The sequence below is a fragment of the Myxococcus faecalis genome (genome assembly GCF_050039385.1).
In the GTDB taxonomy this organism is placed as follows: Bacteria; Myxococcota; Myxococcia; order Myxococcales; family Myxococcaceae; genus Myxococcus; species Myxococcus fulvus.
The window spans coordinates 1318081-1344088 of sequence record NZ_CP144336.1 but is presented as its reverse complement, the minus strand read 5'-3'; the positions used below and the strand labels follow the sequence as shown (position 1 = coordinate 1344088).

The following is a 26008-nucleotide window of genomic DNA, read 5'->3' as shown; positions in this document are numbered from 1 at the left end:
CTGTGTTGAAATAGTGTGGCAATACTGCATCTGCTCGACGAGCGACAAGGTGGTCGCGTCTGTCTCGGGTTCTGGGAAAACGCTAGGGAGGGTGCGGGCCGTTCCCGCGTCGTTGGAGGCGGCCTTTGCTACGGTGGCCGCTTCCATCCATGAAACGACTGCTCCTGTCCATGGCCCTCGCGGCCAGTGTCCTCGTCCTGGTGCTGGTGGTGCGGACGCTGTCCTTCACCTCGCGGCAGGTGGCGCCGGCGGCGATGGAACCCCTGACGGTGGACGCGGACGCCGCGGCGGCGCGCCTGGCCGGAGCGCTGCGGCTCAAGACGGTGGCGGCGTCGGAGGGCGTGCCCGCGGAGGATGAGGCCTTCGCGGGGCTGCATGCCTACCTGGCCGAGCACTTCCCGCGCGTGCACGCGGAGCTGAAGCGCGAGCCGGTGGGGACGCACTCGCTGCTCTACACGTGGCCGGGGACGGACGCGTCGCTGTCGCCCCTGTTGCTCGTGGGGCACCTGGACGTGGTGCCGGTGGCCCCCGGGACGGAGGAGTCCTGGGCGCACCCGCCGTTCGCCGGCGTGGTGGCGGACGGGTTCGTGTGGGGGCGCGGCGCGCTGGATGACAAGAGCAGCGTGCTGGCGCAGTTGGAGGCGGTGGAGGCGCTGCTCGCCGCGGGGGAGAAGCCCCGGCGCACGGTGATGTTCGCGTTCGGCGGGGACGAGGAGGTGGGGGGCCTGAAGGGCGCTGTGGCCATCGCGGCGCTCTTGAAGGAGCGGGGCGTGCGGCTGGAGTCCGTGCTCGACGAGGGCGGCGTCATCATGTCCGGGACGGTGCCTGGGGTGAGCGCCCCGGTGGCGCTGGTGGGCACGTCCGAGAAGGGCTTCACCAGCGTGGAGCTGAAGGTGAAGGGGGAGGGAGGGCACTCGTCCATGCCGCCGCCGCGCAGCGCCGTGGGGGTGTTGGCCCGCGCGGTGGCGAAGGTGGAGGACTCGCCCATGCCCGCCCGGCTCGAGGGTGGCAGCCGCGAGCTGTTCCTGCGCGTGGGCCCGGAGATGCCCTTCGGCATGCGGCTGCTCTTCGCCAACCTGTGGCTCACCGAGCCGCTCGTGGTGCGCCAGCTCACCCAGAAGCCCACCACCAACGCCGCGGTGCGCACCACCACCGCGGTGACGCTGTTCCAGGGCGGCGTGCGCGACAACGTGCTGCCCGCCAGCGCCCGCGCGGTGGTGAACTTCCGCATCCTGCCCGGCGACAGCGTGGACGGGGTGCTCGCGCACGTGCGCTCGGTGGTGGATGACTCGCGCGTGGAGCTGGGCACGCTGGCGTTCCAGAGCGAGCCGTCCCCCGTGTCGCGCACGGACACGGAGGCCTTCGGCCACCTGGAGCGCACGCTGCGGCAGGTGTTCCCGGAGGTGGTGGTGTCCTCCTACCTCAACGTCGCCGCCACCGACTCGCGCCACTACGTGGGCTTGAGCGACAACGTCTTCCGCTTCTTCCCCGTGCACCTGCGCGCCGAGGACCTGGCGCGCGTGCATGGCAAGGACGAGCGCATCGCCGTGACGGCGCATGCCCAGGCCGTCCGCTTCTACGCGCAATACCTCCGCAACGCCGCGCGCTGAGACATGGCTGAGACAGGGGCCCTCCCCTCGATGGGGGCCTGTATCGCGACATGGACGCGGATGTGTGTCCGAGACACGAAATCAGGCGATTCAGTCCGCTCTTCCTGCACATCTGCGCAATTCCTGCATTTTCACGCGCTGTGCGGGAGTGAGAAATCGCAACCGCGTTGACACGCACCGCGCGCACTTCCAGCATCGGGGGTCATGGTGACCGTCCCCTCTGCTGGAAAGCGCCTCGCGGGTCTCGTACTCGCCTCTCTTCTCTTCTCGTTGATCGCATCCTCATGTGGAGGCGGTGGTGGTGATGGCAAGCCGGATGGCGGCGGTGGGGGCAATGACGATGCCGGCCCCACCCAGCCGTGTGACGGAGGCACGTGTCCCGTCGAGAACTGCGGCAACGGCACCCTCCAGTCCGGGGAGACGTGCGACGACCGCAACCAGGTGAGCGGCGACGGGTGCTCGGCCACGTGCACCCTCGAGGAGGGCTGGGCGTGCAACACGCCGGGCGAGCCGTGCGTGAAGGTGGTCGGGTGCGGCAACGGCAAGGTGGAGGCGGGCGAGCAGTGTGACGACCGCAACGTGTCCAGCGGCGACGGCTGCAGCGAGACGTGCACCGTGGAGCAGGGCTGGAACTGCCCGTCGGCGGGTGGCCGCTGCCACGCCGCGCAGTGCAACGACGGCTTCAAGGTGGGCGAGGAGGAGTGCGAGGACGGCAACACCAATAACGGTGATGGTTGCACCGCGGAGTGCCGCCTGGAGGAGGGCTGGAAGTGCCCGACCGTGGGCGCGGCCTGCTCGAAGACGACCTGCGGCGACAACATCGTCGAGGGCACCGAGGAGTGCGACGACGGCAACAAGGACATGGGCGATGGCTGCTCGGCGGCGTGCAAGCGCGAGCCGCGGTGCCAGAACGGCCAGTGCCAGGCGACGTGCGGCGACGGCATCATCCTGCCCAACGACACCTCCGAGGAGTGCGACGACGGCAACGCCCGCTCGGGCGACGGCTGCTCGGCCACGTGCAAGCTGGAGACGGGCTACGTGTGCCAGGTGGTCCAGACGGATCCCCCGGCCTCGCTCGACCTGTCCGCCGTCTTCCGCGACTTCCGCGGGTATGACCTGCCGGCGGATGGCGCGCTGCCGCGCGGCCACATCGACTTCGAGAACGGGAACGCCGGCGAGCGCGGCATCGTGAAGGCGCAGCTGGCCACGACGCTGGAGGGCATCCCGGGCAAGACGTTCCCGGGTGGCAAGCCGGAGTACGCCAAGACGGGGCAGTCGTCCGCCACCACCCACGGCGCGACCGCCTTCCACCAGTGGTACACGGACCACGCGAACATCAACAAGACCATCGTCGGGACGCTCAAGCTCAACCGCCAGGCGGGTGGCTCGTACGTGTTCGACAGCGACCGGTTCTTCCCGCTGACGAACCACCCGGACAGCTGGGTGGCCGCGGGCAAGGAGCCGCTGCGCGGCGACAACGGACAGCCCTCCCAGCAGCACAACTTCAGCTTCACGAGCGAGGTCCGGTACTGGTTCCAGTACAAGGGCACCGAGGTGCTGCTGTTCCGCGGTGACGACGACGTGTGGGTCTTCATCAACGGCAAGCTCGCGCTGGACCTGGGCGGCGTCCACGGTCCGGAGAACGGCACCGTCACGGTGTCGCAGCAGGCCGCGGCCCTGGGCCTGACGGTGGGTGGCATCTACGAGGTCGTGGTGTTCCAGGCCGAGCGCCACACCTCCGGCTCGTCGTACCGGCTGACGCTCAACAACTTCGAGACCCGTCGCACGGTGTGCAACGCCACGTGCGGCAACGGCGAGGTGGACGAGGGCGAGGAGTGCGACGACTTCGTCAACGCCGGTGGCTACGGCAAGTGCGCGCCCGGCTGCGTCTGGGGTCCGCGCTGCGGCGACGGCATCCCGCAGACGGCGCCTCCGGCCAACGAGGAGTGCGACGACGGCAACACCACCAGCGGCGACGGCTGCAGCGCCACGTGCAAGTCGGAGATCGGCTGAGTCGTCCGACGTGACGGGCCGCTCCGGGCGCGAGTGCCCCGGAGCGGCTCACCGCCTCGCGGAAGAAGCTCCCGCGAGGCGGCTGTCGCCGGGGGCGAGTCGTCCCCAAGGCCCTGGGGCCGGGATGACCGCGCCGCCCGGTGGGGAAGCAGGCAGGCCCGTGCTCCCAAGTGGGATGCTCACGCGAGGCCGTCTGGTATCTTCGCGCCCGACTTCATGGCGCCCTCCGTCCTCTTCCGTCTGTCGCTGCTGCTGTCGCTGGTGCTGGCCGTCCCGGCCGGGGCCGCGAGCGCGCGGAGCACACCACCTCCCGCCGACGAGGTGATGGGCGTGCTGCGGCGGGTGGAGACGGCGCGGGTGCGTGGGACGCTGCGCGTGCTCGACAGCGAGTTCGAGGAGCTGACGCGCGCCCAGCCCAGGAGCGTGATGCCGCGCGTGTACCGCGCCTGGCTCGCGTTCCCCGCGGACACCAGCTGGAACGAGCTCAAGGCCCTGTCCTCGCTGGAGCCGGAGAACCCCTGGCCGCACCTGGGCATGGGGCTCATCTACATCCGCTGGGGGCTCCTGTCGGAGGCGCGCGCGCCGCTGGCCGCCGCCCGGCGCGTGTCCCCCGACTTCGCGCCCGCCCTGTGGGGGGAGGGGCTGCTGCTCCAGGCGGAGGGCAAGCCCGCCGAGGCCGAGGCGCGGCTGCGCGAGTCGCTCTCCAGGCTGGACGCGCCCCAGGCCCGCACGGCGCTGGGGCTGCTGCTGGCCGCGAGCCCGGGGCGCGAGGCAGAGGCCCGCGCGGAGCTGACGCGCTCGGTGGAGGCGTGGCCGGAGCAGCCCGAGGCCCTGCGCAAGCTCGCCTCGCTGGCCCAGGCGGCCAAGGACGTGCGCGCCGCCGCGGCGGCGGGCGAGAAGCTGGTCGCGCTCAAGCCCGCGGACCGCGAGGCGCACCGGCTCCAGGCGGAGCTGTGGCTGTCCGCGTCGGAGAAGGACAAGGCCGCGCGCTCGCTGGAGCGCTACGTGGAGCTGGGCGGCGCGGACGTGGCGCCCCTGGCGCTGCGCGCGCACGTGTACGCGGAGCTGGGGCGCGCGGCGGACGAGGAGAAGGCGCTCGCGCGGCTCATCGAGGCGGAGCTCAAGGACCCCGAGCCCCTGCTGCGGCTGTCCGAGCTGGCCGAAGCGCGCGGGGATGCGGCCGCGAGCGAGGCCTTCCTGGTGAGCGCCTCGGAGCGGGCGCCGGCGCGCTCGGACATCCACGTGCGCCGCGCGCGGCTGTGTCTCAAGCAGGAGCGCTGGCGGGAGGCCCTGGTGTCCTACCGCGCCGCGCTCGCCGCGCCGGAGCGCAAGGTGGCCGAGGCCGAGGCGGAGACGGCCGAGCTGGTGAGGCGCTTCCGGCTGCCCGCGACGCCCGCCAAGGGGGTGCCGGATAAAATCTACGCCCGCGTGTCCCTGGGCCTGGTCGCCATCTACATGGAGCGGCTCAAGGAGTCACCGGAGCTCAAGGGCAACCTGAAGCTCCAGGTGCAGGTGGACGAGACGGGCAAGGCCACGCAGGTGAAGGTCCTCTACGACAGCCTGGAGGACCCGCTCGTCGCCGGCCACGCCTACTTCGCCTTCCTGGACGCGCAGTACCCGCCCGCGAAGGACGAGCCCATCTTCCAGTACGTCTTCCGGCCGCCGAAGTAGCCGCCGGAAGACGCGGGCCTGGAATCAGGGCGCCACTCACTCGTCGTCGTTCATGCCGCTGCCGCCGTAGCCCTGCGAGGAGCCGCGGGCCTTCTCGAAGTCGGCGCGGGCCTGGCGCTCCTCACCCAGGCGCACGTCCACCTGGCGCTGGGCCTCCTCCGTCTTGCGCTGGGCGTCGGCCACCGCGCGGGTGAACTCGGCGTCGGACATCTCCTTGGCGCGCACGTCATCGCTGTTCTTCAGCGCCTGCAGCTCCGCCTGGCGCAGCTGGGCCTCGGACAGCTCCAGCTCCGCCTGGCGCAAGTCCTTGCGGGCCTTCTGCGTCTCCACGGCGCGCTGGCGCCACGCCGTCTGGGCGCGGGCCGCCTGGAGCTTCGCCTCGGTGGTCCTCAGGTCCTTCTGGGCCTGGGTGATGTTGGCTTGCTGACCGGTGGCGCGGGCGGCCTCGAGCGCCGTCTGGTTCGCCTCGTGGGAGAGCTTGGCCGCCTCCTCGTTGCGCCGGGAGACCTCCACCGCGCGCTCGGCGTCCTTCACCGCCACGTCGGCGCGGGTGACCTCGTCCTGGGCCTTGGTGCGCTCGGACTGGGCGTTGCGGACGTCGCCGAGCTGGCTCTCGGGGACGCGCGCCAGCCAGGACTCGTCCACCTGCTTCTTCGCGGACTTGGATGAGCTGCACCCGCCGAGCACCAGCGCCGTCCCCAACACCACTCCCGCCAGAACCCGATGCTTCCTCGTCGACTGGAACATGAATTCCTCCTGACCGTGCGTATCGTCGCTTGCTCGACACGGTAGGCACTCGGCGACGGCGAGGCAGGAGGCACGGTGCGACACCCGACGCTGGCCTTGACGCGCCCGCTCGGGGGGCGGGCGTGGAGGAGGGCGGCTGGTGTGGCCGCCTGCTCAGTGCTTCTCGAGGATGACGGCGTAGAACTCGATGCCCACGCCCTCGCGGTCCTCCTCGGTGATGTGGCCCACGGGCAGGCCCAGGAACTCCCGCACCGTCATCACCCCGCCGGGCCCGGGAGACCAGGGGCCGCACAGGTCCAGGTACTCGCGCAGCGAGTAGAGCTGGAAGGACTCGCCCATCTTCTGGAACATGCCGACGAACTGCTCCCACTTCGGCGTGCTCAGCCCGGGCGCCTTCGTCTCGAAGGTGGCGAAGAGCTTCGAGCCGGGCGCGGCCCAGTCATACAAATCCTTGAAGAACCTCCGGTTCTCCTCCGAGGAGAGGAACACGGTGATGCCATTGGCGCCGAAGGCCACGCGCCGCTCGCCATCCAGGAACGCGCGCACGTCGGGCCGCCGCAGGAAGTCGCCCGCGGAGCGGATGTCGCATTCCATGTAGCGCGTGCGCGGATTGTCGCCGAGCAGGTGCTTGCCGGTGGCGATGGTGAGCGGGTTGATGTCGGTGTAGAGCACCTTGGCGTCGGGCAGCACCGAGTGGATGTGGTCGCTCGTCGGCAGGCCCGAAGCGAAGTCCACCCAGTGGTCGAAGCCGTCCGCGGACAGGCGCAGCGCGGCGGTGCGCAGGCAGCTTCGGAGCATGCGCAGCCACTTCCGGGTGGAGGGCACCAGCGAGAACATGAACTCGGCGGCCTGTCGGTCCACCTCGAAGTGGTGGGTGCCGCCCAGCGTGTAGTCGTAGATGCGGGCCGCGTCGGGCACGTGGGGGTTGACGCCCGGGATGCGGGAGAGCTCCTGGTTGTCCATCCTTCGCTCGCTCCTCGTGGGGTAGGGGGTTGCGCGGCTCTCAGGGGCGCCAGACCTCGGAGGTCGTCTCCGGCGGGCTGTCCGGCGCGGCGCGGGTGGTGCCCACCACCAGGTAGGCGCCGTCGCCCAGGGGCGCGACGCGGTGGCCCGCGCGGCCGAGGGCCAGCGGTGTCCCCGGGCTCCACAGGCCCGTGGCCGGGTTCCACAGCTCCACGTCGGGGGTGGCGCCGTACGTCGTCGACTCCAGGCCTCCGGACACGGCGGCGCGACCGTCCGGCAGCGCGGTGAGCGCGAAGCTGGAGCGGCCCAGGGCGAGCGGCGCCGTGGCGCTCCACTGCTCGGTGGCGGGGTCGAAGAGCTCGGCGCTCGTGAGCAGCGTGCCCTGGTGCCAGCCGCCCACCACGAGGATGCGGCCGTCGGCGAGCGTGACGCCGGCGGCGTCGTCGCGCGACGCGGTGAGCGGATGGGGCGCGGTCCTCCAGGTGCGGGTGGCCGGCTCGTAGACCTCGGTGCTCATGTCGAGCGGCGGGGCCAGGTGCTGTCCCTCGATGATGGCGAAGCCGAAGCCGTTGTCGCGCCCCCCGGCGATGACGACGCGGCCCCGGCTCACGCAGACCGGGCCGATGTGGAAGATGCGGACCGTCTGGCCCGCGGGCTCCCACTCCGCCGCGCCGGGCCGCAGCAGCTCCGCGCGCGTTCCGCGCTCGAGGTCGTCGTCGTGGTCCGAGCCCAGCACCAGCACCGCCCCGTCCTCGAGCACCAGCGCGACGGGGTGTGAGCGCGAAGCCCGCATGGAAGGACCGGGGACGAAGCGCAGCGCGTCCGGCTCCCAGACCACGGTGCTGGCCAGGTCCGGGTGGGCATTGTCGCGGCCGCCCACGAGCAGCACGCGCCCGTCCGGGAGCGCCACCGCCGCGTGGTCGTGCCGGGGCTCCGGCAGGGGCGCTGCCTCCCGCCATTCCTGACGGAGGGTGTCCCAGAGGAAGGCGCTGGCGGAGGTCCTGGGCGTGGAGCCGCCCCCTTCTGCGTGCCAGCCCTGTCCGCCGGTGAGCAGCGCGCCGCCGGCCACGGGCGTCAGGCCGAAGCCCTCCAGCCAGAGCCCGGGGGCGGGAACACGTCGAGTCGCCGGGGACGGAGGGCTGCCGGTCATGGCGCCATCGTACGCCGTCCGCGCCGCGCCGCGCCTGCCACCGGGGAGGTCCACGGTGACCTGGAGACAGTCGCCGTCCGGGGGCCCGGCCCTGGGAATGACAACCTGGGAGGGCGGCCGGGACGAGGGTGTCCTGGGCAATGGCTTGTTCCGCATGCGTGTCTGGTGATTCTCTGGGGCCCGCATCGTTCCGAGGGGGGAAACATGCGCCGTGCGCCACGAGATTCCGCCGAGCCCGTCTTGCCCTGGCGGGGCGCGTCCATGTCGGGACGGGGCCCATGACAGGCATTGCGTGAGACGTCGTCTGGAAAAGGGGGAGTCATGCAACTCATCGGGAGACGTGTGTCGGGGCTGCTGGCGGGGTGCGCCTTGCTGTGCGTGGAGCTGCTGGGCGCCTGCTCGGAGCGGGGGGCCGCGAGCGAGGAGGGGCGCCTGGGCGCCGGTGCCCAGGCGGTGGAGGGGGTGGCCCGACAGGGGACGGTGCTGGCGGGGCGGCATCACACGCTGGCGATGCGCGCGGATGGCACGGCGTGGGGCTGGGGAGACAACGGCGCCAGTCAGCTGGGTGACGGCACGACGGCGTCGCGGTGGGCGCCGGTGCATGCGGTGGGGCTGACGCAGGTGGGCGCGCTCGCGGCGGGCCATGCGCACTCGCTGCGCGCGGGAGGTGTGTGGGCCTGGGGCGACAGCGCCCAGGGACAGCTGGGCACGGGTCTGTCGACGGTTCGGGCCTCCCCCGTGAAGGTCTGGTAGCGCGCCGCGCCTCACGCGAAACGGGAGGGCGTCCTATGCGCCCTCCCTCGAGAACTCCGCGCCCCGGTGGGCCCGGATGCAGCGAGTACGTCGTCGGGCAGTCTGAAACGGGGGTGTCCCATGGAACGTGTCGCGAGGCGTGTGTCTGGGTTGCTGCTGTGCCTGTTGTGGTGGGCGGGCTGTGTCGAGCCCGGGGCGTCGTCCTTCACCGGCGAGCTGGGCACCGTGCGCGCCAGGGAGGGTGCCTCCCGTCAGGGCTCGGTGCTGGCGGGACGGCATCACACGCTGGTGTTGAGGACGGACGGCACCGTGTGGGCATGGGGTGGCAACACCTTCGGCCAGCTCGGCAACAACTCGACCCGCCCCAACCCGATGCCCTCGCGCGTCTGGCGCCTGTCGAGCATCCGCGCCATTGGCGTGGGGGAGCAGCACTCGCTCGCGCTGGGCGTGGACGGCACGGTGTGGTCCTGGGGCTGGAACAATAACGGCCAGCTGGGCGACGGCACGACGACGTCGCGCTCGGTGCCCGCGCGAATCCCGAACCTGACGAACGTGGTGGCCATCGCCGCCGGCTTCACCCACTCGATGGTGCTCAAGTCGGACGGCACCGTGTGGGCGTGGGGGCTCAACGCGACGGGGCAGCTCGGCGATGGAACGACGGTGCGCAAGCTGTCGCCCGTGCAGGTGCAGGGGCTGCCGGGCGCGGTGGCCATCGCCGCGGGCAACGTGCACTCGCTGGCGCTGACGGCGGATGGGCGGCTGTGGACGTGGGGTGGCAACGCCGACGGGCAGCTCGGCACGGGCAACCAGACGCCCCGCTCGCTCCCGGGCGCGCTGGCGAGCATGACGGGCATGGTGTCCGGGCTGTCGGGTGGAGGCTCACACTCGATGGTGCTGAAGACGGACGGCACCGTGTGGGGCTGGGGGAAGAACGACGATGGCCAGCTGGGCCTGGGGAACACCACCGCGAGCCTGGTTCCGGTGCAGGTGCCGGGCCTCACGAGCGTGGCCGCGGTGGTGGGGGGCGGGCAGCACTCGGTGGCGCTGAAGGCGGACGGGACGGTGTGGGCGTGGGGCAGCAACATCCGCGCGCAGCTGGGGGATGGGACGCAGACGCAGCGGCTGTCGCCGTTCCAGGTGCCGGGGCTGACGGGCGTGCTGGGCGTGTCCGCGGGCGGAGGGCAGCACTCGGTGGCGGTGAAGGCGAGCGGCGAGGTGTGGACGTGGGGCTCCAACTCCGATGGGCAGTGCGGTGATGGGACGTACCTGATGAAGCTGGTGCCCACGCTGGCGCGCGGGCTGCTGGAGCGCGCGGGCGCGTCCGCGGGGGAGGGCTACTCGCTCGCCGTCAAGGGGGATGGCACCGCGTGGGGATGGGGGAACAACACCCAGGCCCAGCTCGGCGACGGGACGAATGTGTCGCGTCGGTTGCCGGTGCGCGTGGGGACGCTCACGCAGGTGGCGTCCGTCGCCGCCGGGGCGTTCCACTCGCTGGCGCTGAAGGAGGACGGCGCGGTGTTCGGCTGGGGCGCGAACGGCTGGGGCGCCGTCGGGGACGGGAGCCTCGTCAATCGCTCGCAGCCGGTGCGGGTGGGGCAGGGCACCCTGGTGGCCTCGGCGGTGGCGGCGGGGGCGTACCACTCGCTGGCGCTGGGCGTGGATGGAACCGTCTTCGCGTGGGGGGACAACAGCGTGGGGCAGCTGGGCGACGGCAGCGACGTCACGCCGACGCGGACCACGCCCACCCGCGTGCCGGACCTGGACGGCGTCGTCTCCGTGGCCGCGGGCCTGGAGCACTCGCTCGCCTTGAAGTCGGACGGCACCGTCTGGGTCTGGGGCCGGCAGGACACGTGCGAGGACCCGGGGGGCGAGGCGCTGGCGGTGCGCGCGCCGCGCCAGGTGCCGGGGCTGACGGACGTGGTGGCGGTGGGCGCGGGGCTCTGTCACTCGATGGCGCTGCGCGCGGATGGCACTGTCTGGGCCTGGGGGAGCAATGACCAGGGGCAGCTGGGGGATGGGGGGCTCCTCGCGCGGATGACGCCCGCCCAGGTGACGGGGCTCACCGGCGTGGTGTCGCTCGCCGTGGGGCCGCGCCAGGCGCTGGTGCTCAAGCAGGACGGCGGCGTGTGGGGGTGGGGGAGCAATCCCCTGGGCCAGCTGGGCGCGGGCCTGTCCGCTCCGCGCGTGGCGCCCGTGCAGGTGCCCTCGCTGGCGGGCGTGAGGACGCTGTCCTCGGGGGCCTCGCACACCCTGGCGCTCAAGGAGGACGGCACGCTCTGGGCCTGGGGCGGCAATGGCGACGGGCAGCTGGGCATCGGCGCGGTGGACTGGCAGCTGACGCCGACCCGCTCGGGGCTGGTGGCCTCGCGAGGCGTGGCCGCCGCGTCCCGCCACTCGCTGGTCGTCGCGCTGGATGGCAGCGTGCAGGGCACCGGCGCCAACGACTCCGGGCAGCTGGGTGACGGCAGCCTGCTGACGCGCGCGGACCCCGTGGCCGCGATGGGGCTGACGGAGGTCCGGGCCATCGCCGCGGGCCCGGGGCACGCGCTCGCGCTGAAGACCGATGGCCACGTCTACGCCTGGGGCGCGAACCTGGAGGGCGAATTGGGGGATGGCACGACGACGCCCCGCATGCAGGCCGCGCAGCTGCCGTCGCTCGCGGGCGTGCTGTCCATCGCGGTGGGCGGCCGTCACTCGCTGGCGCTGCATGGCGACGGCACGGTGGTGGCCTGGGGCTCCAACCTCCAGGGCCAGCTCGGCGATGGGACGACGGTGTCCCGGCGGCTCCCCGTGCGCGTGCTGAACCTGTCGGGCGTGGCGGCCATCGCCGCCGGCGAGGGCTTCTCGCTGGCGCTCAAGCACGACGGCACGGTGTGGTCCTGGGGCGCCAATGGCCTGGGACAGCTGGGGGACAACTCCACCCAGCGCAGGCTGGAGCCGGTGGAACTCACCGGCCTCACGGGCGTCACCGCGGTGGCGGCCGGGCGCACGCACGCGCTCGCGCTCAAGGCGGACGCGACGCTCTGGGCGTGGGGCTCCAATACCTATGGCGAGCTGGGGGACAACACCCAGACGCGGCGGCTCGCGCCCATCCTGGTGAACACCCTGACGGGCGTCACCGCGGTGGGCGCCGGCGAGCACCACAGCCTCGCGGTGACCACCGGCGGCAAGGTCTGGGGCTGGGGCCGCAACCAGCATGGCCAGGTGGGCAACGGCGTGAAGTCGAACTGGCAGAAGCTGCCCGCGCAGGTGCTCGGGCTCACCGGCGCGGTGGCGGTGTCGGGCGGCGGGGAGCACTCGCTCGCCGTGCTCGCGGACCGCGGCGTCTGGGCCTGGGGCAACGGCGGCCAGGGCCAGCTGGGCACCGGCATGGCGGGCTTCCGCGAGGCGCCCGTGCAGGTCTGGTAGCTCCCCCCTCGCGGACGGCGGCCCGCTCGCGTGAGTCCATCGCGAGCGGGCCGGGTGGGACGCGGGAGCGGGGCGGGACTACTTCGCCTTGCCGAACTCGCGGCTGGCGATGACGCCCTGCACCTCGGCGAGGGCGCGAGCGCCGGAGGCGGACTCGAGCGCCTTCTCCGCGATGGCCTGCACCTGGCGCTTGGCCTCGGCCAGCTCCGTCTGGAGCGTCTGGAGGGCCTGGGCCTGCTTCGTGCTGGTCTCCTTGAGGGACGCAATCTCCATGCTGGCCACCTTCTGCGCCGTCTCCGCGTCCTTGTTGGCGAGCGTCAGCTTCAGCTCCCAGTCCGCCTTGACGCGGTTGCCGGCAATCGCCGCGGCCGTGTCCGCCTCCTTCTTCAGCTGCGCGGGGAACTCGGCCACCTGCTTGCGCAGGTCCTCCAGCTCCTTCTCCCGCAGCTTCAGCTGCTCCTCGCGGCCGGCCCAGTCCTTCTCCAGCTTCTCCTTGCGGTCCCTCTCCGAGGCGGCCTGCACGCGCAGCCCTTCGGCGAACGCGTCCTGCTCCTTCTTGCGCTGCACCTGCACGTCGTAGGCGTACTGCTCCTCGGCGCGCGTGCGCGAAAGCTCCGCCGCCGCCTTCTCCGTGGCCAGCTCCGAGGCCGCCCGCTCGCGCGTCTCCGCGATGTCCTTCTGGAGCTGCTCCATCTCCTCCTGGAGCTTCGCCTTGCGCACGTCGTACTCGGCCACCAGCACGTCCACGGCGCTGGCCGCCACGTCCTTGCCATGCAGCTCCGTCAGCTCCTCCGTCTTCAGGCGGATGGCCTCGTCCAGCTGCTTCATCTCCTCCACCAGCGCGATGACCTGCTCGTTGATGCCCGCCAGCGTCTTGCCGATGGTGAGCCCCGCCTCGGTGACCTTCTTCACCGCGGACTCGGCCGACAGGTTGGACACGTCCGCGAGCACGCCGCGCGCGTGCGCGTCACGGGCCTCCTGCTCCTTGGCCGGGACGACGGGCTTGTTGCGCGCCTTGCGAGCCAGGTCCTCGAAGGCCGCCTTGGTGGACTCCGAGGAGCGGTTGCGGGAGGCGGACTTGCGGGACTTGGACTGGGTGGAAGCCATGTGACTCTCCAGGTAGGGCACGGCCAGGCGGGCCGCGTTGGCTCGCGAATGGCGTGAGGGTTTCGTGGGGTTTCTGGTCCCCTTCTCGGGCGACCATGTGAAAAGAGTACCTGGAGGGTCTGACACGGCTGGCCGGGTTCCAGGCGTGCTTCCGGGGGCCGGGAAAGGGCTCCTGGGAGCCCCAAGAAGCCACGCCGGGCTTGTGGTCGGGGCCGGGGGCCGGCTAACTCCCGGCCCAGACTCCGCTCAAGGGAGAGCGTCAATGCAGGTCGTCAGTGTGAAGCAGGTCCTCGCCGGCGCGGTGGAGGCAGGGACGAAGGTGGAGGTCCGTGGCTGGGTGCGCACCCGGCGCGACTCGAAGGCGGGCATCAGCTTCGTCAACGTGAGCGATGGCTCGGTGTTCGACCCCCTCCAGGTGGTCGCCCCCAATTCGCTGCCCAACTACGAGAAGGAGGTCCTCCGCCTCACCGCGGGCGCCTCCGTCGTCTGCCGCGGCACGCTGGTGAAGTCCCAGGGCAAGGGGCAGGCCTTCGAGGTCCAGGCGGACGAGGTCCAGGTGCTGGGCCTGGTGGACGACCCGGACACGTACCCCATCCAGCCCAAGCAGCACACGCTGGAGTTCCTGCGCGAAGTGGCGCACCTGCGCGTTCGCACCAACACGTTCAGCTCGATTACGCGCGTGCGTCACCGCGCGGCGCAGGCGGTGCACCGCTTCTTCGACCAGGAGGGCTTCTTCTGGGTCAACACGCCCATCATCACCGCGAGCGACGCGGAGGGCGCCGGGCAGATGTTCCGCGTGTCCACGCTGGACGCCGTCAACCCGCCGCGCACGCCCGAGGGGAAGATCGACTGGCACAAGGACTTCTTCGGCAAGGAGGCGTACCTCACCGTCTCCGGCCAGCTCAACGTGGAGGCCTACGCCATGGCCATGTCGAAGGTGTACACCTTCGGCCCCACGTTCCGCGCGGAGAACTCCAACACCACGCGCCACCTGGCCGAGTTCTGGATGATCGAGCCGGAGATCGCCTTCGCGGACCTCAACGCGGACGCGGACCTGGCCGAGCGCTTCCTCAAGTATGTCTTCAAGGCGGTGCTGGAGGACTGCGGCCCGGACTTCAAGTTCTTCGAGGAGCGCGTGCAGAAGGGCGTCACGGAGCGGCTGGAGAAGTTCATCCACTCGAGCTTCGAGCGCATCGACTACACGGACGCGATTGAGATCCTCAAGAAGGCGAAGAAGAAGTTCGAGTACGCGCCGGAGTGGGGCAAGGACCTGCAGACGGAGCACGAGCGCTACCTGTCCGAGGAGCATGTGGGCCGGCCCGTCGTCGTGATGAACTACCCGGAGGCCATCAAGGCCTTCTACATGCGCATCAACGAGGACGGGAAGACGGTGGCGGCCATGGACGTGCTGGCCCCGGGCATCGGCGAAATCATCGGCGGCAGCCAGCGCGAGGAGCGGCTGGACGTGCTGGATGCGCGCATGAAGCGCTTCGGCCTGGAGCCGTCGCACTACGAGTGGTACCGCGACTTGCGCCGCTACGGCACGGTGCCGCACGCGGGCTTCGGGCTCGGGTTCGAGCGGCTCATCGTCTACATGTGCGGCCTGCAGAACATCCGCGACGCCATTCCGTACCCGCGCGTGCCGGGCTCGGCGCAGTTCTAGGCCGCGCCGGCCCGAGCACGGGTGTCAGGGGAGCTGGGACTGGAGGGCGGGCCAGCGGGTGCGGACCCACTGGCGCACGTACTCCAGCTCCTGCTCGTAGGTGTTGAAGTCGGTGCGCTGGTACCAGTTGGGGAAGTTGCCCTCGCCCACGGTGCCGGGCGCGCCCAGGGCCCGGTACTCCAGCTCCCACTTGGCCCAGTCGCGCTTCGCCACCGCGGAGGTCTCGCGCTCGTAGACGTCGATGAGGGCGAGCACCGTCTCCAGCTTCACCTCGTTCTTCAGGAGGGCGCGGTAGCGCTCGCGCATGGGCCCGGAGAACGTGGGGTCCGCGAGCAGGCGCGCGAAGATGCGGTTGGTGTTGGCGAAGTTGGAGCGCGTGGTCGGCGACGTGCGCGTGGTGTCGAAGTTCTGCCCGAAGCTCGCGTCCAGATCCCACGGGATGAAGCGCCAGGGGCCCTGCGTGTTCGGGTCATACGCGTGATAGGCGTTCTTCGAGTGCGAGTCCGTGCCGTGGATGAGCGTGTTGAAGATCCACCAGTTCTCGTAGTCCCTCAGGCTGGCGCGCTGGGGGAACTGGGCGCGGAAGGTGGCGTCATCGGAGTCCGCGACGAAGCCGATGAAGGCCTCCAGGGTGTCCCAGGCGTGGGGCTGGCCCATCTCCGGCTCGCCGACCTTCTTCTCGAAGCCCTCGCGCAGGGAGGCCTTGGGCGTGCCGTCGCGGCGGACGCGGGAGAAGTTGGCGTCGTTCTCCACGGCCTTGAACAGGTCGGAGTCCTTGTCCAGGCCGTGGTCGGCCATCAGCCGTTTGTGGGGCAGGTCCGCCACGGTGTAGAGGCCGAGGTAGCGGTTGTTGGCGTACAGCACGGCGCTGTAGGTGCGCACGCGGATGTTGTCGGGAGAGATGCGGCTCCACAGGTCGAACGCGAGCCGGGTGCGCACGTACGAGTTGTCATTGAAGGTGGTGACGAGCGCGATGCGCTTCTTGTCGACGAAGCCGTCGCCGTAGACGGTCTCATCGAAGAGGTCCTCGTCGGGGAACTTGAAGGTGAAGCTGCGCTTGGGGAAGGCGCCGGAGGTGGCGCCGCGGTACTTGGCCTCCACCTGGTAGGTGCGGCCCCGGTAGATGAGCCTGGCGCCCTTGTAGCTGCCCGAGGTGAGGGGCGGCTCGTAGGTGAGGTGGAAGACGGGCAGGCCGTACTCCTCGGTGTACTTCGAGGGGTCGACGATGGCCACGTTGCCCGGGCCGCCGTTGTTCTCGGCGACGCCGACCTTGAGGGTGCCCGTCTCGTTGGTGGAGCGCTCGCGCAGCACGAGGTTCCACACGGCCGCCTGGTCCTTGCCGGTCGTCCAGCGCAGGGTGGCGGTGGCCTCGTCGAAGGTGGCGCCGGTGGGCAGGTTGTCCACGGTGAAGCGCACGGCGGCCCCGGTGTGGCCGGTGGAGCACGTCACGGTGGCGGTGACCTGTTGTCCCTCGGTGACCCACTTCGCCTCGCCCGCGGTGGGGGCGCAGACGGTGGGCGCGGGGCCGGCGTCGGGTGTGCCCGCGTCGGGAGCAGGAGGCTCGCCGGCGTCGGGGATGCCCGCATCCGGGCCGGGCTGTCCGGTGGGGGGACCCGCATCGGGGTCACCCGAGGGCGCCCGGTCGGGCGGCTGACCCTCGGGACCGGGGGGACTGTCGCCCCCGCAGGCCACCAGCAGACTCACGACACACGCCAGTACGACGCTCGACACGCTTTTCCGGGCCACCGTGTTGCTCCTCCGCCTCCCGCCAACCCCGTCGGACTCGAAGGAATAGGCATCCGGAGGAGCGCTGACAGGCCCCCTGCCACGGACGTGTGTCGTCCGGTGGACGGGGGGCCTCATCTCCGGCCCGGTGTGCGTCGGGCCGGGGTGGTTCGATGAAGGTCGAAGTGGCCGCTTGTCAGTCGAGGATCAACTGATAGGGGACGGCCAGGTGAGGACCGCCATCCAGCCTCATCAAGAGGTGATGGACGCCCGAGACCTGGGGCGTGAAGCCACCGCTGAAGTCGATGGGAACTGGCTGGCCCGTGGGGTCCAGGACCTGGATGGCCTGCGGGGAGCCCGGTGAATTCGTCCGACGTGGCTGACCCGCGGGGAGCGCGACCGCGAAGACATCCACGTCGTGGAGTGACTCCAGCATGCCCATCAGCCGCAGCGGATAGGTGATGGGCGTGGCATGTCCCACGTCATCCCCATGGTCATCGACGCCGACAATCTCCAGGAGGACTTCGTAGGTGAAGCCCTGATTGACGGTGACGTAGATGGGGCCCGTGGAGAGAGGGTCGATGAAGATGCGAGCGGGATTGGCGAGGTGGAGACGGCGCACCCACCCCGTGGGGGACTCCAAGGTGACTTCGCACCCGGTGCAGTACAGCTGGTAGAGCGTCTGCTCCTGGGCCTGGAAGACGAAGACATCCTTGTCCTCGCTGCGATGCCGCCAGCCGGAGGCCGGCTGTCCGGGGACCAGGAGGGTCGCGGAGGCGGGCGTGTTGCCATGGTCATCCGGTCCCCTGTCGACGGCCTGGATGACGAACGTTCCGGGTTCGCGAGTGGAACTGTCGAGTCGTACCTCGAACGTGTACACCGCGCTCTCGGGGGCCTCGTAGATCAGCGCCCCGTAGCCTCCGGTCTGGACGAGCTGCCCCTGGGCATTCCTGAGCTGGAGGAGGATGGAGCTGGCCGTGCTGCTTGTCCGCTCGAAGTGGTAGATGCGACCCGCCTGGACCTCGAAGGCGAATGCATCCACGTCCGCGCGAGTCTCCAGGTGGCCCGTGAGCACCGTGGGGAGAGACACCGGGGTCGCCGCCATCGCCGAGTCCCCATGGTCATCGAACCCCAGGTCCTCGAGGGCGCAGGAATAGGGGCCATCGTAGCTGCCATGGGAGAGCTCGACGAAGTAGGCGCCCGTCACGGGCGTCTCGACGGAGACCGTGGTGCCCCGGTTCTGGCTGGAACTGGAGCCGTCGACGATGGTGCCCCCGGCGTTTCGCAGCAGCAGCGAAGGTCCCGATGTCCTGCCCTGGAGCACGTCGCAGGCGAAGCGGTACACGCGCCCCTGCGTCGCGGTGAAGGTGAAGACATCCTGGTCCAAGGCCCCCGACAGCTTTCCCGTGAAGGAGGTGGAAGAGGGCGTCAGCGCCGTGGCGTGCTCCAGCGTGTCCGCATGGTCATCGGTCTCCAGCAGGTCCAGGTGGAGTGTGTAGGCAGTCTGGAGCACCGGGGTGCTCGTCCAGTTCATGGTGACCTCCACGAGGTACGTCCCCGAATGGATGGCATTGAAGGACGCGGTCTGGGTGGGCATGCCCGGCGGGGTGATGGTCCCCACCGGACTGGTGACCCTCACCTGGCACTCGTTGGGCACCGCGGACTCGCAGCGCACCCGGTAGAAGGCTCCGCGTTGCAAGGGAAGGGAGAAGACGTCGGTGTCGATGCCGTACTCGATGGTCCCCGTGGCCACGTTTCCAGGAGCCCAGGCAGAGGCCGAGGTCGCGGTATCCGCATGGTCATCCATCCCCAGTTCGGTGATCTGGCAGGAGTAGGGACCGACGATTTCGGGCATGGGAGAGCGAATGCTGACATAGGCGGTCTCCGTGGCCCTGGCCTTGAAATACAACCCATGTCCTGGAGGGTCGAAGACCACGGCGGTGCCGCTGGGCACCTGCTGTGCATTGTAGTAGTAGAAGACCCAACCCGTGGCGGGTGAATCGACGACGCAGTCGAACCGGTAGTAGCGCTGCGCCTGGGCAGTGAAGGAGAAGACATCCTCGTCGGCGCGGAAGTCCAGGGTGCCTGTGATGAGGGTATGCGGGAGGACCGGGGTGGCTTCGCTCGGCGCATCCCCATGGTCATCCTCATACAGACGGGAGTACTGGGTGGACACCGGGTCTGGGGGGCTCGAGAGCGGCTCGACGGAATCGCTTCCACAAGCAGCAAGGAACAAGGCGCCGAGCCACGGCAAGACGCTTCGTGATGATGGGGACAAGGGGCTGTCTCCGAGGAGAGGCTTCACCTCTCCGACAACGGTTGTGTCCGGCCCACTGCCAAAACCATACAGGAAGGGATTGGGGTGGCGGTTGAGAAATCGTGGAATCGCATGTCAAGGCGCTTTCAGGAGCGCCTGGAGATGATTGCGCCGTGGGCCGGCCCCCGATTCCGACACCGGTACGAGGTGGACAGTTTCACCGAGGCATGAATGTGCCGCGGCGTGGAAATCTTCCAGCCAGGGCAGGGGGCTGCCCACGTATCCCTCCCATGAAGGACTCCCCCCGTCCCTCCCTCGCCCTGTTGCTCTGCATCCTCTGGGTGCCGCTGGCCTCCTGGGCTCAAGCGCTCCCCACCGCCGGTGGCGAGGCCCGCGCCGTCGAAATCGATGTCCAGGCCACGGACGCGGGGACCACCATCGCCTCGGAGGACGCCACGCGCCTGGGCCTGACTCCGGATGGCGGTGTCGTCGCCCTGCTGACGCCTCGGCTCCTGACCGAGTCTCCCGTCTCCTGGCCCGAAGGGCTGCAGGGTGCCCCCAGTGACGTCGGCCTGCTCCTGCGCATCGACGAGCAGGGCGCCGTGGCCGAGGTCACCGTGGAGAAGCCCGCCACGCACCCCCAGCTCAACGAGGCCGCCATCCGGGCCGCGAGAGGTCTGCGCTTCACCCCGGCCACCCTCGGCGACCGCGCCGTGTCGGTGCGTCTGCCATACGCCTACCACTTCGAGCCTCCAGCCCCGCTGCGCTTCACCCAGTCCCGCCTGCGCGGCGAGGTCCGCGCCCGAGGCACCCGCGAGCCGCTCGTGGACGCCGCCCTGTTCCTCGCGGACGGCGAGGAGCCCGTCGCCATCACGGACCTGGAAGGCCGCTTCGAACTCGAGCTGCCCCCGGGCACCCACTCGCTCCGCGTGCGCGCCCCCGGCCATCAGCTCGGTACCTTCGAGGAGTCCCTCACGTCGGGCCAGACGCTCGACGTCATCTACCGCCTCCAGCCCGCCCGCGTGAGCCCGTACGAGACGGTGGTGCGTGACACGCGCCCGCGCACCGAGGTCTCCCGCATCACCTTGCAGGAGCAGGAACTGCGCGAGGTGCCCGGCACGCAAGGCGACCCGTTCAAGGTCATCATGCTCATGCCGGGCGTGGCCAGCGTCGCCTCCGGCCTGGGCTATCCCGTGGTGCGAGGCGGTCAGCCCGCCGCCACCGGCTACTACATCGACGGCGTGCGCGTGCCCATGCTGTACCACCTGCTGCTCGGCCCCGCGGTGGTGCACCCCGAGTTCATCGACACCATCGACTTCCATCCCGGCACACCGCCCGTCCAGTACGGACGGCTCCTGGGGGGCGCGGTGGAGGGCCGGCTGAGCAAGCCGCGCGAGGACCGTCCGCACTTCGCCGCGTACGCGGACCTCCTCAACGCGGGCGGCTTCGTCGAGGTCCCCTTCGACAGCACCGGCACCTCCCTCACCGTGTCGGGCCGCTACAGCTACACCGGGCTGCTCATCCCCCTGGCCTACGCCATCTTCAACGACGAGGAGGACAACCCCATCCACGCGGCCTTCTGGGACTACCAGGCCCGCATCGAACAGAAGGTCGGCGCCGGACGGCTGCGCCTGCTCGCGCTGGGCAGCTCCGACGACGCGGGCGAGGCCACCGCCGGCTACGAGGACAGCATGGGCGCCACCATCGTCTCGCGCTTCCATCGCGTGGACCTGCGCGGCACCCATCCCCTCGCGGGCGGCGAGGCGGAGCTCGGCTTCACGGTGGGCCTCGACGAGGTGGCCCTGCTCGGCTACCGGCGCATCATCCTCCGCGAGGAGCGGGGGCCGGAGGAGGTCCTCGCCGGCCGCTACGGCCTGGACCAGCTCACGTTCTCCGCGCGCACCGGCTGGAAGCGCGAGCTGTCCACGTCCCTCGCGGTCCACGTGGGCGCGGACGTGGAGCACCGCCGCGTGGCCACCGGCATCACCGGCTCCGCAAGACCCCCGGGCTGGCGTCCCCAGGATGATGCCCATCCGCTCAAGCAGCCCTCCGCGCTCGCCACCTTCACGGGCGTGTTCGCCGGCGCCACGTGGCGTCCCGCGGAGAAGTGGCTGGTGTCACCCGGCCTGCGCGTGGATGGCTATCACCTGGTCCCCGGCATCCAGCACTTCGTCATCGAGCCGCGCCTGGCCGTGCGCCACACGCTGACGTCCACGTTCACCCTCAAGGGCGGCGCCGGGCTCTACCACCAGCCGCCCACCGTGCTGCTCCACCTGCCGGCCATGGACGTGTCGGGCCTGAACCACGGCGTCCAGGAGGGCGCCCAGTTCGACGTGGGCGCGGAGTGGAAGCTCGGCTCGGGGCTGGAGCTGTCGGGGGACGTCTACTTCAACCCGCTGTTCCGCACGGTGGAGTTCGAGGTGATGGACGTCCTCGAGAACCGCAAGCGCCGGGGCCAGCCGTACGCGGACCCGAAGGCGCGTGGGTACGCGTATGGGTTGGACCTGATGGTCCGCCACCCGCTGGGCCGCGACTGGTTCGGCTGGGTGACGTACAGCTTCCTGCAGAGCAAGCGCCACCGCCGCTTCGCGCGCTACAACGATGACAACAGCATCCGGGAGGTCGCGGAGGGAGAGCTGCCCTTCGCCTTCGAGCAGGCCCACGTCTTCAACGCCGCCGTCAGCTACAAGTTCGGCGACAACTGGACGGTGGGCTCGGTGCTGCACTTCAACACGGGCAGGCCCGAGTCCGGCGAGGTCTCCTCCGTCACCCAGCGCGAGTCGCGCACGCACGATGGTTATCGGCTGTGGGTGCGTCAGGACGCCGACCGCGTGGAGCGACTGCCCGCGTTCTTCCGCGTGGACTTCCGCGTCGCCAAGGCCTGGGCCTACGAGGAGTTCAACGTCGAGGCGTACCTGGACATCCTCAACCTCTCGCTGCAGCAGGAGGTGTTCGCCTACGAATACAAGCGGAAGGCCGGCAAGCTGCAACGCAACGCGATGGGGTTGCCCGTCATCCTGCCGATGTTCGGCCTGAAGGGGAGCTACTGAAGATGCGCCCATCTCTTCCGAGTCTGGGGTTGTCCGCCGTGCTGCTGCTGCTCGCGCCGGGGTGTGATCGCTTCCAGGACGACCCCATCTTCGTGTACGGCCGATTGGAGCGGCGCGACGGCTCGTCCGTCACCGATGGCGTGGTGCCCTATGCGAGGACGGCCCACTACGAGCCGCGTGGCGAGGCGAACGTGGAGTACGTCATGCCGGACTTCATCCACTCCGGAGAAGGCGTCACCGACGGCTACGGCGACTTCTTCCTGGAGATGCGCTACGGCGACGTGCAGTCGGCCAACTCGCCGGACCCGGACCTGCACCAGCCCTTCCGCTTCCGGGCGCAGTGGCGGGACGAGACGGGCGCGGGTGTCTTCGCGTCCTTCATCTTCCATGACGACGTGGAGCTGCCCACGCTGCGCATCTGGGATTCACAGCTCGCCGTCTCGTCGGGCGCGGAGGGCTCCGTCGTGAGCTTCGGCGCGCTTCCTCCGGTGCCGGTGCCGCCGCTCACCGGCGAGTACGCCATGACGTCGGACGAGAATCAAAACGTCATCCCGAACCTGCCCACCACACCGGAGCCCGCGCTCTTCATCGTCGATGGCGGCCAGCCCCTGTTCCGGGTGTGGGCGGCGTCGTCCGGGTGGGTCGCCAATCGCTTCGTGCTGGAGGACTTCGCCCAGCCCGCCGTCATGCTGCGGGCCCACTCCCTGGGCGAGTTCATGTTCTACCCGCTGGGAGGCAAGCACAGCCCGCTGGTCTTCCGGGTGGACTGGCGGACGGAGGAGCTTCCGCTGCCGCCCGCGGGGCTCCGGCCCGTGAGCCGCGGCGCGACGTGCCAGCCCGCTCCTTCGAGGGGCGCCTGTCCCTGGACGGACGGGAGGCTGGAGCGCGTCGCGCTGGGCCTCAAGCCGGTGGATGCCTTGACGCTCACGCTCGAGGAGCCTCGGAGCCTGCGTCACGCGGTGGTGCGCGGCGCGGAAGGCAACTTCCTGGGCTTCGTGGTGGAGGGGAGCCTGGACGCCGAGCAGTGGACGCGGATGGGCGTGCTGCGCAACTTCGCGAAGGACTATGTCCCGCCGCCCCTGAACCGCAGGGGGCCGCGCGCCTACAACGAACAGACGCAGTGGGACAGCCCCTTCGACGGGCGGTTCTCCTGGTCCCAGGGACCGCACTTCCTGGAGGGCCCGCTGGAGCCGGTGGGACCGGTGCGCTACGTCCGGCTGCGACCGGCGGGCTTCGACCACGCGGGTGAGGCGCAGGTCTCCGGAGAGATACAGGCCCTGGGCGAGCTGTCCGTGTTCGAATAGCCGGGCCTAGCCAGCACGCAGGCGCGCGGAGTCCTCCGCGTGCTTCTCCAGCGCCTCGGCGATTCGCGGCGCGTTCCACAGCGGGTCCAGGCACGGGCAGAAGTAGCCCGGGCCCGCCTTCTCGCGCACGGCCCACTCGAAGAAGCCGCGCGCCGTCGCGTGCAGCTCCTCCGGGAGGAAGAGCACCGCCACGTCGTACTCGGTGAAGCGCAACAGGCCCGGGACGCGCCACTCCCGCTCCCAGTCGAAGCGGTAGTTGTAGGGCGCGTTGTGGGAGTCACCCTGGATGTCCACGAAGGGCGTCATGGACCACAGGGGATGCGCCCTGGAGTCCGGCGCCGCCAGGGCCTGGTCCACCTGGTGCTTGAGGGACAGGTGCGCGGGCGACGCGTACTGGACGTACCAGACGGGCCCTCCGCCCTGGGAGAGGATGAAGCTCTTGCGGAAGCCGATGCCGTACAGGCTGCGGCGCTGGACGAGCCGGGCGAGCTGGTCCAGGGGGATTTCGCTGAAGCACACCGCGCGGTGACGCTCCGCGACCTGGGGCTCCTTGCGCGCGAGCCCGAAGCCCTGGGCTCCGGGGATGAGCGTGCGCGTGCCCAGGATGTTCATCATGTTCTGGTAGGCGTCATGGAATGGCGCGCCCGGCTTCGTGAAGTGCACCACGAAGTCAGACATGTCCCGCCATTGTGCATTCGCCTGATAGCCCAGCATCGTCCTACCCCCGCGGTACTGTTCCGGAGCGGGGTGGGGCGCGCAACCCGAGTGCAGATGTCTCCCAGATGCCTGTCTGCCCTCCTGCCGGCGATGCGCGATGGGTGGGGACCGCCGTGCGCCGCCCTCGTCGCCTGCTCGGGGTGTCGGGCAGCGGCGCGCGTCGCAATCGTTCCCAGGCACGTGGCCGACGGAGCGGTCAGCGGGAGAGCGAGCGATGCGCAACGGAGGATGGTTGTCGCCAGTGGAGCGGGTGCGGCGTCTCGCGTTGTCGCTGGAGCGGCTGGCCGCCCACGGGCTGGCGAGCGGCGCGGTGAGCGGCGCCACCGAGGGGCTGCAGGAAGAGCTGCCGGCGCTCGACGGCACCCTGAAGGAGCTCATCCAGGACACGGTGCTCCTGCTGGCTCGCACGGTGCACGAGGCGAACGAGCATGCGCCAGGTGCCTGGACGCACACGCTCGCGGAGAGCGCGGTCCGGGGCGCGGTGGAGGAGCTGCGGCGCTCGATGCCGGGCGTGGACCTGCTGTCGCGTGAGCTGGTGGAGCGGATGAACGGGTGGCTCGAGCGCACCGCGGAGACGGAGGCGCTGCGCCGCAGGGAGCTGCGCAAGCCTGGCGCCCGGGCCCGGACGATGGCGACGGGGGCGGTGCGGGGCGCGGTGAAGGAGCTGGAGCACGACATGGACCTGGTGGCTCCCATGGCCGCGCAGCTGGCGTCACGCGCGGGGCAGGGGCTCATCGAGGGATTGAGCCAGGCGTTGGAGGCACGGTCCGAGCGGCTCGACGAGGTGCTGGAGCGAGCGGGCCGGCGGTTCGTCCACTCGGTGGTGGAGCAGTTGGAGCTGGAGCTGAAGGCCCGGCGGGAGGGGACGGATCTGGGCGGAGCCGTGGCGGCGATGGCCGAGCGCACGGCGGCGGCGACGGTGAGAGGTGCGTCGGAGGAGCTGCGGCGGCAGGGCGGGGTGGTGCGGGATGCACACCCGGGCTCCGCGCTACGGGCCGCGAGCCGGGACGTGACGCTGGGCGTGCTCTCCGCGTTGTCGGAGCACCTGCGTCGGCCGCTCGCCGTCGTCGCGGGGGCGGGCGGCGCGCTCATGCTCACCGCGCTCACCCTGAAGCGCTGGCGTTGACTCACGGGCTTCGTCCTCGCGTCGCGCGGGGGATGAGTCCGCCGCCGCGAGGAAGACTCGGTGGCGACGTCGAGGGGCGGATGCGGTTCGGCGCCTCGGCGGAGAGGCCAGCTCCGGCGCCCACGCTGATGCCGGGTGAGGCGCGGCGCTTGCTCCGCGAGGCGGGCTCGCCATGGCACCTCCGTCGATGACCGGGCGCGGCACCGATGAGCCTGCCCTGACTCGCCATCCCAGAAGGAGCCCGGGCGAGTCGCGGAGTCCCGGAGGAAGCCCCTTGTGCGGCGACGCTCGGTGGCGACTACGATGGTCCGCCATGCTCCGCTCCCGCTCGCTGTCTCTGGTGGCCCTGTTCACGCTGGTCGTCGCGCCCCTGGCGCTCGCCGCCGCGGGTCCCCGGTTGCAGGCCTTCTTCCAGCCCGACCTCACGAACGTCGCCTACCAGCAGAAGGTCTATGCGCAGGTCGCCGGCAAGTGGAAGCAGCCAGGACGCAAGAGCGTGCCCGCCGTGGGGCGCAAGGCGGTGGTCCAGGCGGTGATTGGACGGGACGGCAAGCTCGTCTCGGCGGTCGTGGGCGTGGAGTCCGGCTCCAAGGCCTGGGACGCCGCCGCGCTGTCGGCCGTTCAGAAGGCAGCGCCTTTCGCGCCGCTGCCGGCGGACTATGTCCTGCCGACGTTGGATGCCCACTTCCACGTCGAGTGGACCGCCTCTCCTTGAACATCCAGCCACGTCGCATCGCTTCGGAG

At 70.8% G+C, this 26008-nt stretch carries 17 protein-coding genes; 10 read left to right on the top strand and 7 right to left on the bottom strand.

From position 1 onward, the window contains the following. Positions 1 to 149 precede the first annotated feature (149 nt). The 3 genes from VZQ01_RS05130 to VZQ01_RS05120 all read left to right on the top strand — a co-directional run bounded on the left by VZQ01_RS05130 (position 150) and on the right by VZQ01_RS05120 (position 5294). Positions 150 to 1610, top strand: a complete 1461-nt coding sequence (locus VZQ01_RS05130; protein ID WP_426747032.1) for a M20 family peptidase — start codon at positions 150 to 152, stop codon at positions 1608 to 1610. Between the two features lie 204 nt (positions 1611 to 1814). After that, entirely contained in the window at positions 1815 to 3623 is a 1809-nt protein-coding gene (locus VZQ01_RS05125; protein WP_223751262.1) for a DUF4215 domain-containing protein, read from the top strand. Between the two features lie 216 nt (positions 3624 to 3839). Continuing rightward, positions 3840 to 5294, top strand: coding sequence for a hypothetical protein (locus VZQ01_RS05120; protein WP_223751263.1), 1455 nt, complete (start codon positions 3840 to 3842; stop codon positions 5292 to 5294). 36 nt (positions 5295 to 5330) lie between these two features. Here the strand turns inward: VZQ01_RS05120 and VZQ01_RS05115 are convergent, their stop codons facing one another. The 3 genes from VZQ01_RS05115 to VZQ01_RS05105 all read right to left on the bottom strand — a co-directional run bounded on the left by VZQ01_RS05115 (position 5331) and on the right by VZQ01_RS05105 (position 8154). Beyond that, positions 5331 to 6041: a hypothetical protein gene (locus VZQ01_RS05115; protein ID WP_267696962.1), complete on the bottom strand. Its 711-nt coding sequence runs from the start codon at positions 6039 to 6041 to the stop codon at positions 5331 to 5333. 153 nt (positions 6042 to 6194) lie between these two features. Further along, positions 6195 to 7004 (bottom strand): SAM-dependent methyltransferase, encoded by an 810-nt coding sequence (locus VZQ01_RS05110; RefSeq protein WP_223751265.1) that lies wholly within the window; start codon positions 7002 to 7004, stop codon positions 6195 to 6197. A 40-nt stretch (positions 7005 to 7044) separates the two neighbouring features. Then, complete coding sequence (locus VZQ01_RS05105) at positions 7045 to 8154, bottom strand: Kelch repeat-containing protein (RefSeq protein WP_223751266.1); 1110 nt, start codon at positions 8152 to 8154, stop codon at positions 7045 to 7047. Positions 8155 to 8475: 321 nt separating this feature from the next. Between VZQ01_RS05105 and VZQ01_RS05100 the strand changes: the two genes are divergently transcribed. Both VZQ01_RS05100 and VZQ01_RS05095 read left to right on the top strand, forming a co-directional pair. Continuing rightward, positions 8476 to 8907 (top strand): RCC1 domain-containing protein, encoded by a 432-nt coding sequence (locus VZQ01_RS05100; protein ID WP_426747031.1) that lies wholly within the window; start codon positions 8476 to 8478, stop codon positions 8905 to 8907. A 141-nt stretch (positions 8908 to 9048) separates the two neighbouring features. Continuing rightward, positions 9049 to 12315, top strand: coding sequence for an RCC1 domain-containing protein (locus tag VZQ01_RS05095; RefSeq protein WP_426747030.1), 3267 nt, complete (start codon positions 9049 to 9051; stop codon positions 12313 to 12315). A 78-nt stretch (positions 12316 to 12393) separates the two neighbouring features. Here the strand turns inward: VZQ01_RS05095 and VZQ01_RS05090 are convergent, their stop codons facing one another. Then, positions 12394 to 13422 (bottom strand): coiled-coil domain-containing protein, encoded by a 1029-nt coding sequence (locus tag VZQ01_RS05090; RefSeq protein WP_223785091.1) that lies wholly within the window; start codon positions 13420 to 13422, stop codon positions 12394 to 12396. Positions 13423 to 13684: 262 nt separating this feature from the next. On the opposite strand from VZQ01_RS05090, the gene asnS reads away from it, so the two are divergent. Further along, complete coding sequence (gene asnS / locus VZQ01_RS05085) at positions 13685 to 15085, top strand: asparagine--tRNA ligase (RefSeq protein WP_223751270.1); 1401 nt, start codon at positions 13685 to 13687, stop codon at positions 15083 to 15085. A gap of 24 nt (positions 15086 to 15109) precedes the next feature. On the opposite strand, the gene VZQ01_RS05080 is transcribed toward asnS, so the two are convergent. Next, positions 15110 to 16831 carry a CotH kinase family protein gene (locus VZQ01_RS05080; protein WP_426747029.1) on the bottom strand — a complete coding sequence of 574 codons (1722 nt, stop codon included), beginning with the start codon at positions 16829 to 16831 and terminating at the stop codon, positions 15110 to 15112. Positions 16832 to 17006: 175 nt separating this feature from the next. Then, positions 17007 to 18986, bottom strand: coding sequence for a hypothetical protein (locus VZQ01_RS05075; protein ID WP_426747028.1), 1980 nt, complete (start codon positions 18984 to 18986; stop codon positions 17007 to 17009). Positions 18987 to 19357: 371 nt separating this feature from the next. Here VZQ01_RS05075 and VZQ01_RS05070 point away from each other — a divergent pair, with 371 nt between their 5' ends. After that, on the top strand, positions 19358 to 22117 hold the full coding sequence (locus tag VZQ01_RS05070) for a TonB-dependent receptor domain-containing protein (RefSeq protein WP_426747027.1): 2760 nt from the start codon (positions 19358 to 19360) through the stop codon (positions 22115 to 22117). Positions 22118 to 22119: 2 nt separating this feature from the next. Then, positions 22120 to 23421 carry a hypothetical protein gene (locus VZQ01_RS05065; protein WP_426747026.1) on the top strand — a complete coding sequence of 434 codons (1302 nt, stop codon included), beginning with the start codon at positions 22120 to 22122 and terminating at the stop codon, positions 23419 to 23421. A gap of 6 nt (positions 23422 to 23427) precedes the next feature. Here the strand turns inward: VZQ01_RS05065 and VZQ01_RS05060 are convergent, their stop codons facing one another. Continuing rightward, positions 23428 to 24099 carry an abortive infection system antitoxin AbiGi family protein gene (locus tag VZQ01_RS05060; RefSeq protein ID WP_223785097.1) on the bottom strand — a complete coding sequence of 224 codons (672 nt, stop codon included), beginning with the start codon at positions 24097 to 24099 and terminating at the stop codon, positions 23428 to 23430. A gap of 253 nt (positions 24100 to 24352) precedes the next feature. Between VZQ01_RS05060 and VZQ01_RS05055 the strand changes: the two genes are divergently transcribed. Then, a complete protein-coding gene (locus VZQ01_RS05055) occupies positions 24353 to 25264 on the top strand; it encodes a hypothetical protein (RefSeq protein ID WP_426747025.1) in 912 nt (303 codons plus the stop codon). A 313-nt stretch (positions 25265 to 25577) separates the two neighbouring features. Then, positions 25578 to 25979: a TonB family protein gene (locus VZQ01_RS05050; RefSeq protein ID WP_046712560.1), complete on the top strand. Its 402-nt coding sequence runs from the start codon at positions 25578 to 25580 to the stop codon at positions 25977 to 25979. Positions 25980 to 26008: the final 29 nt, after the last annotated feature.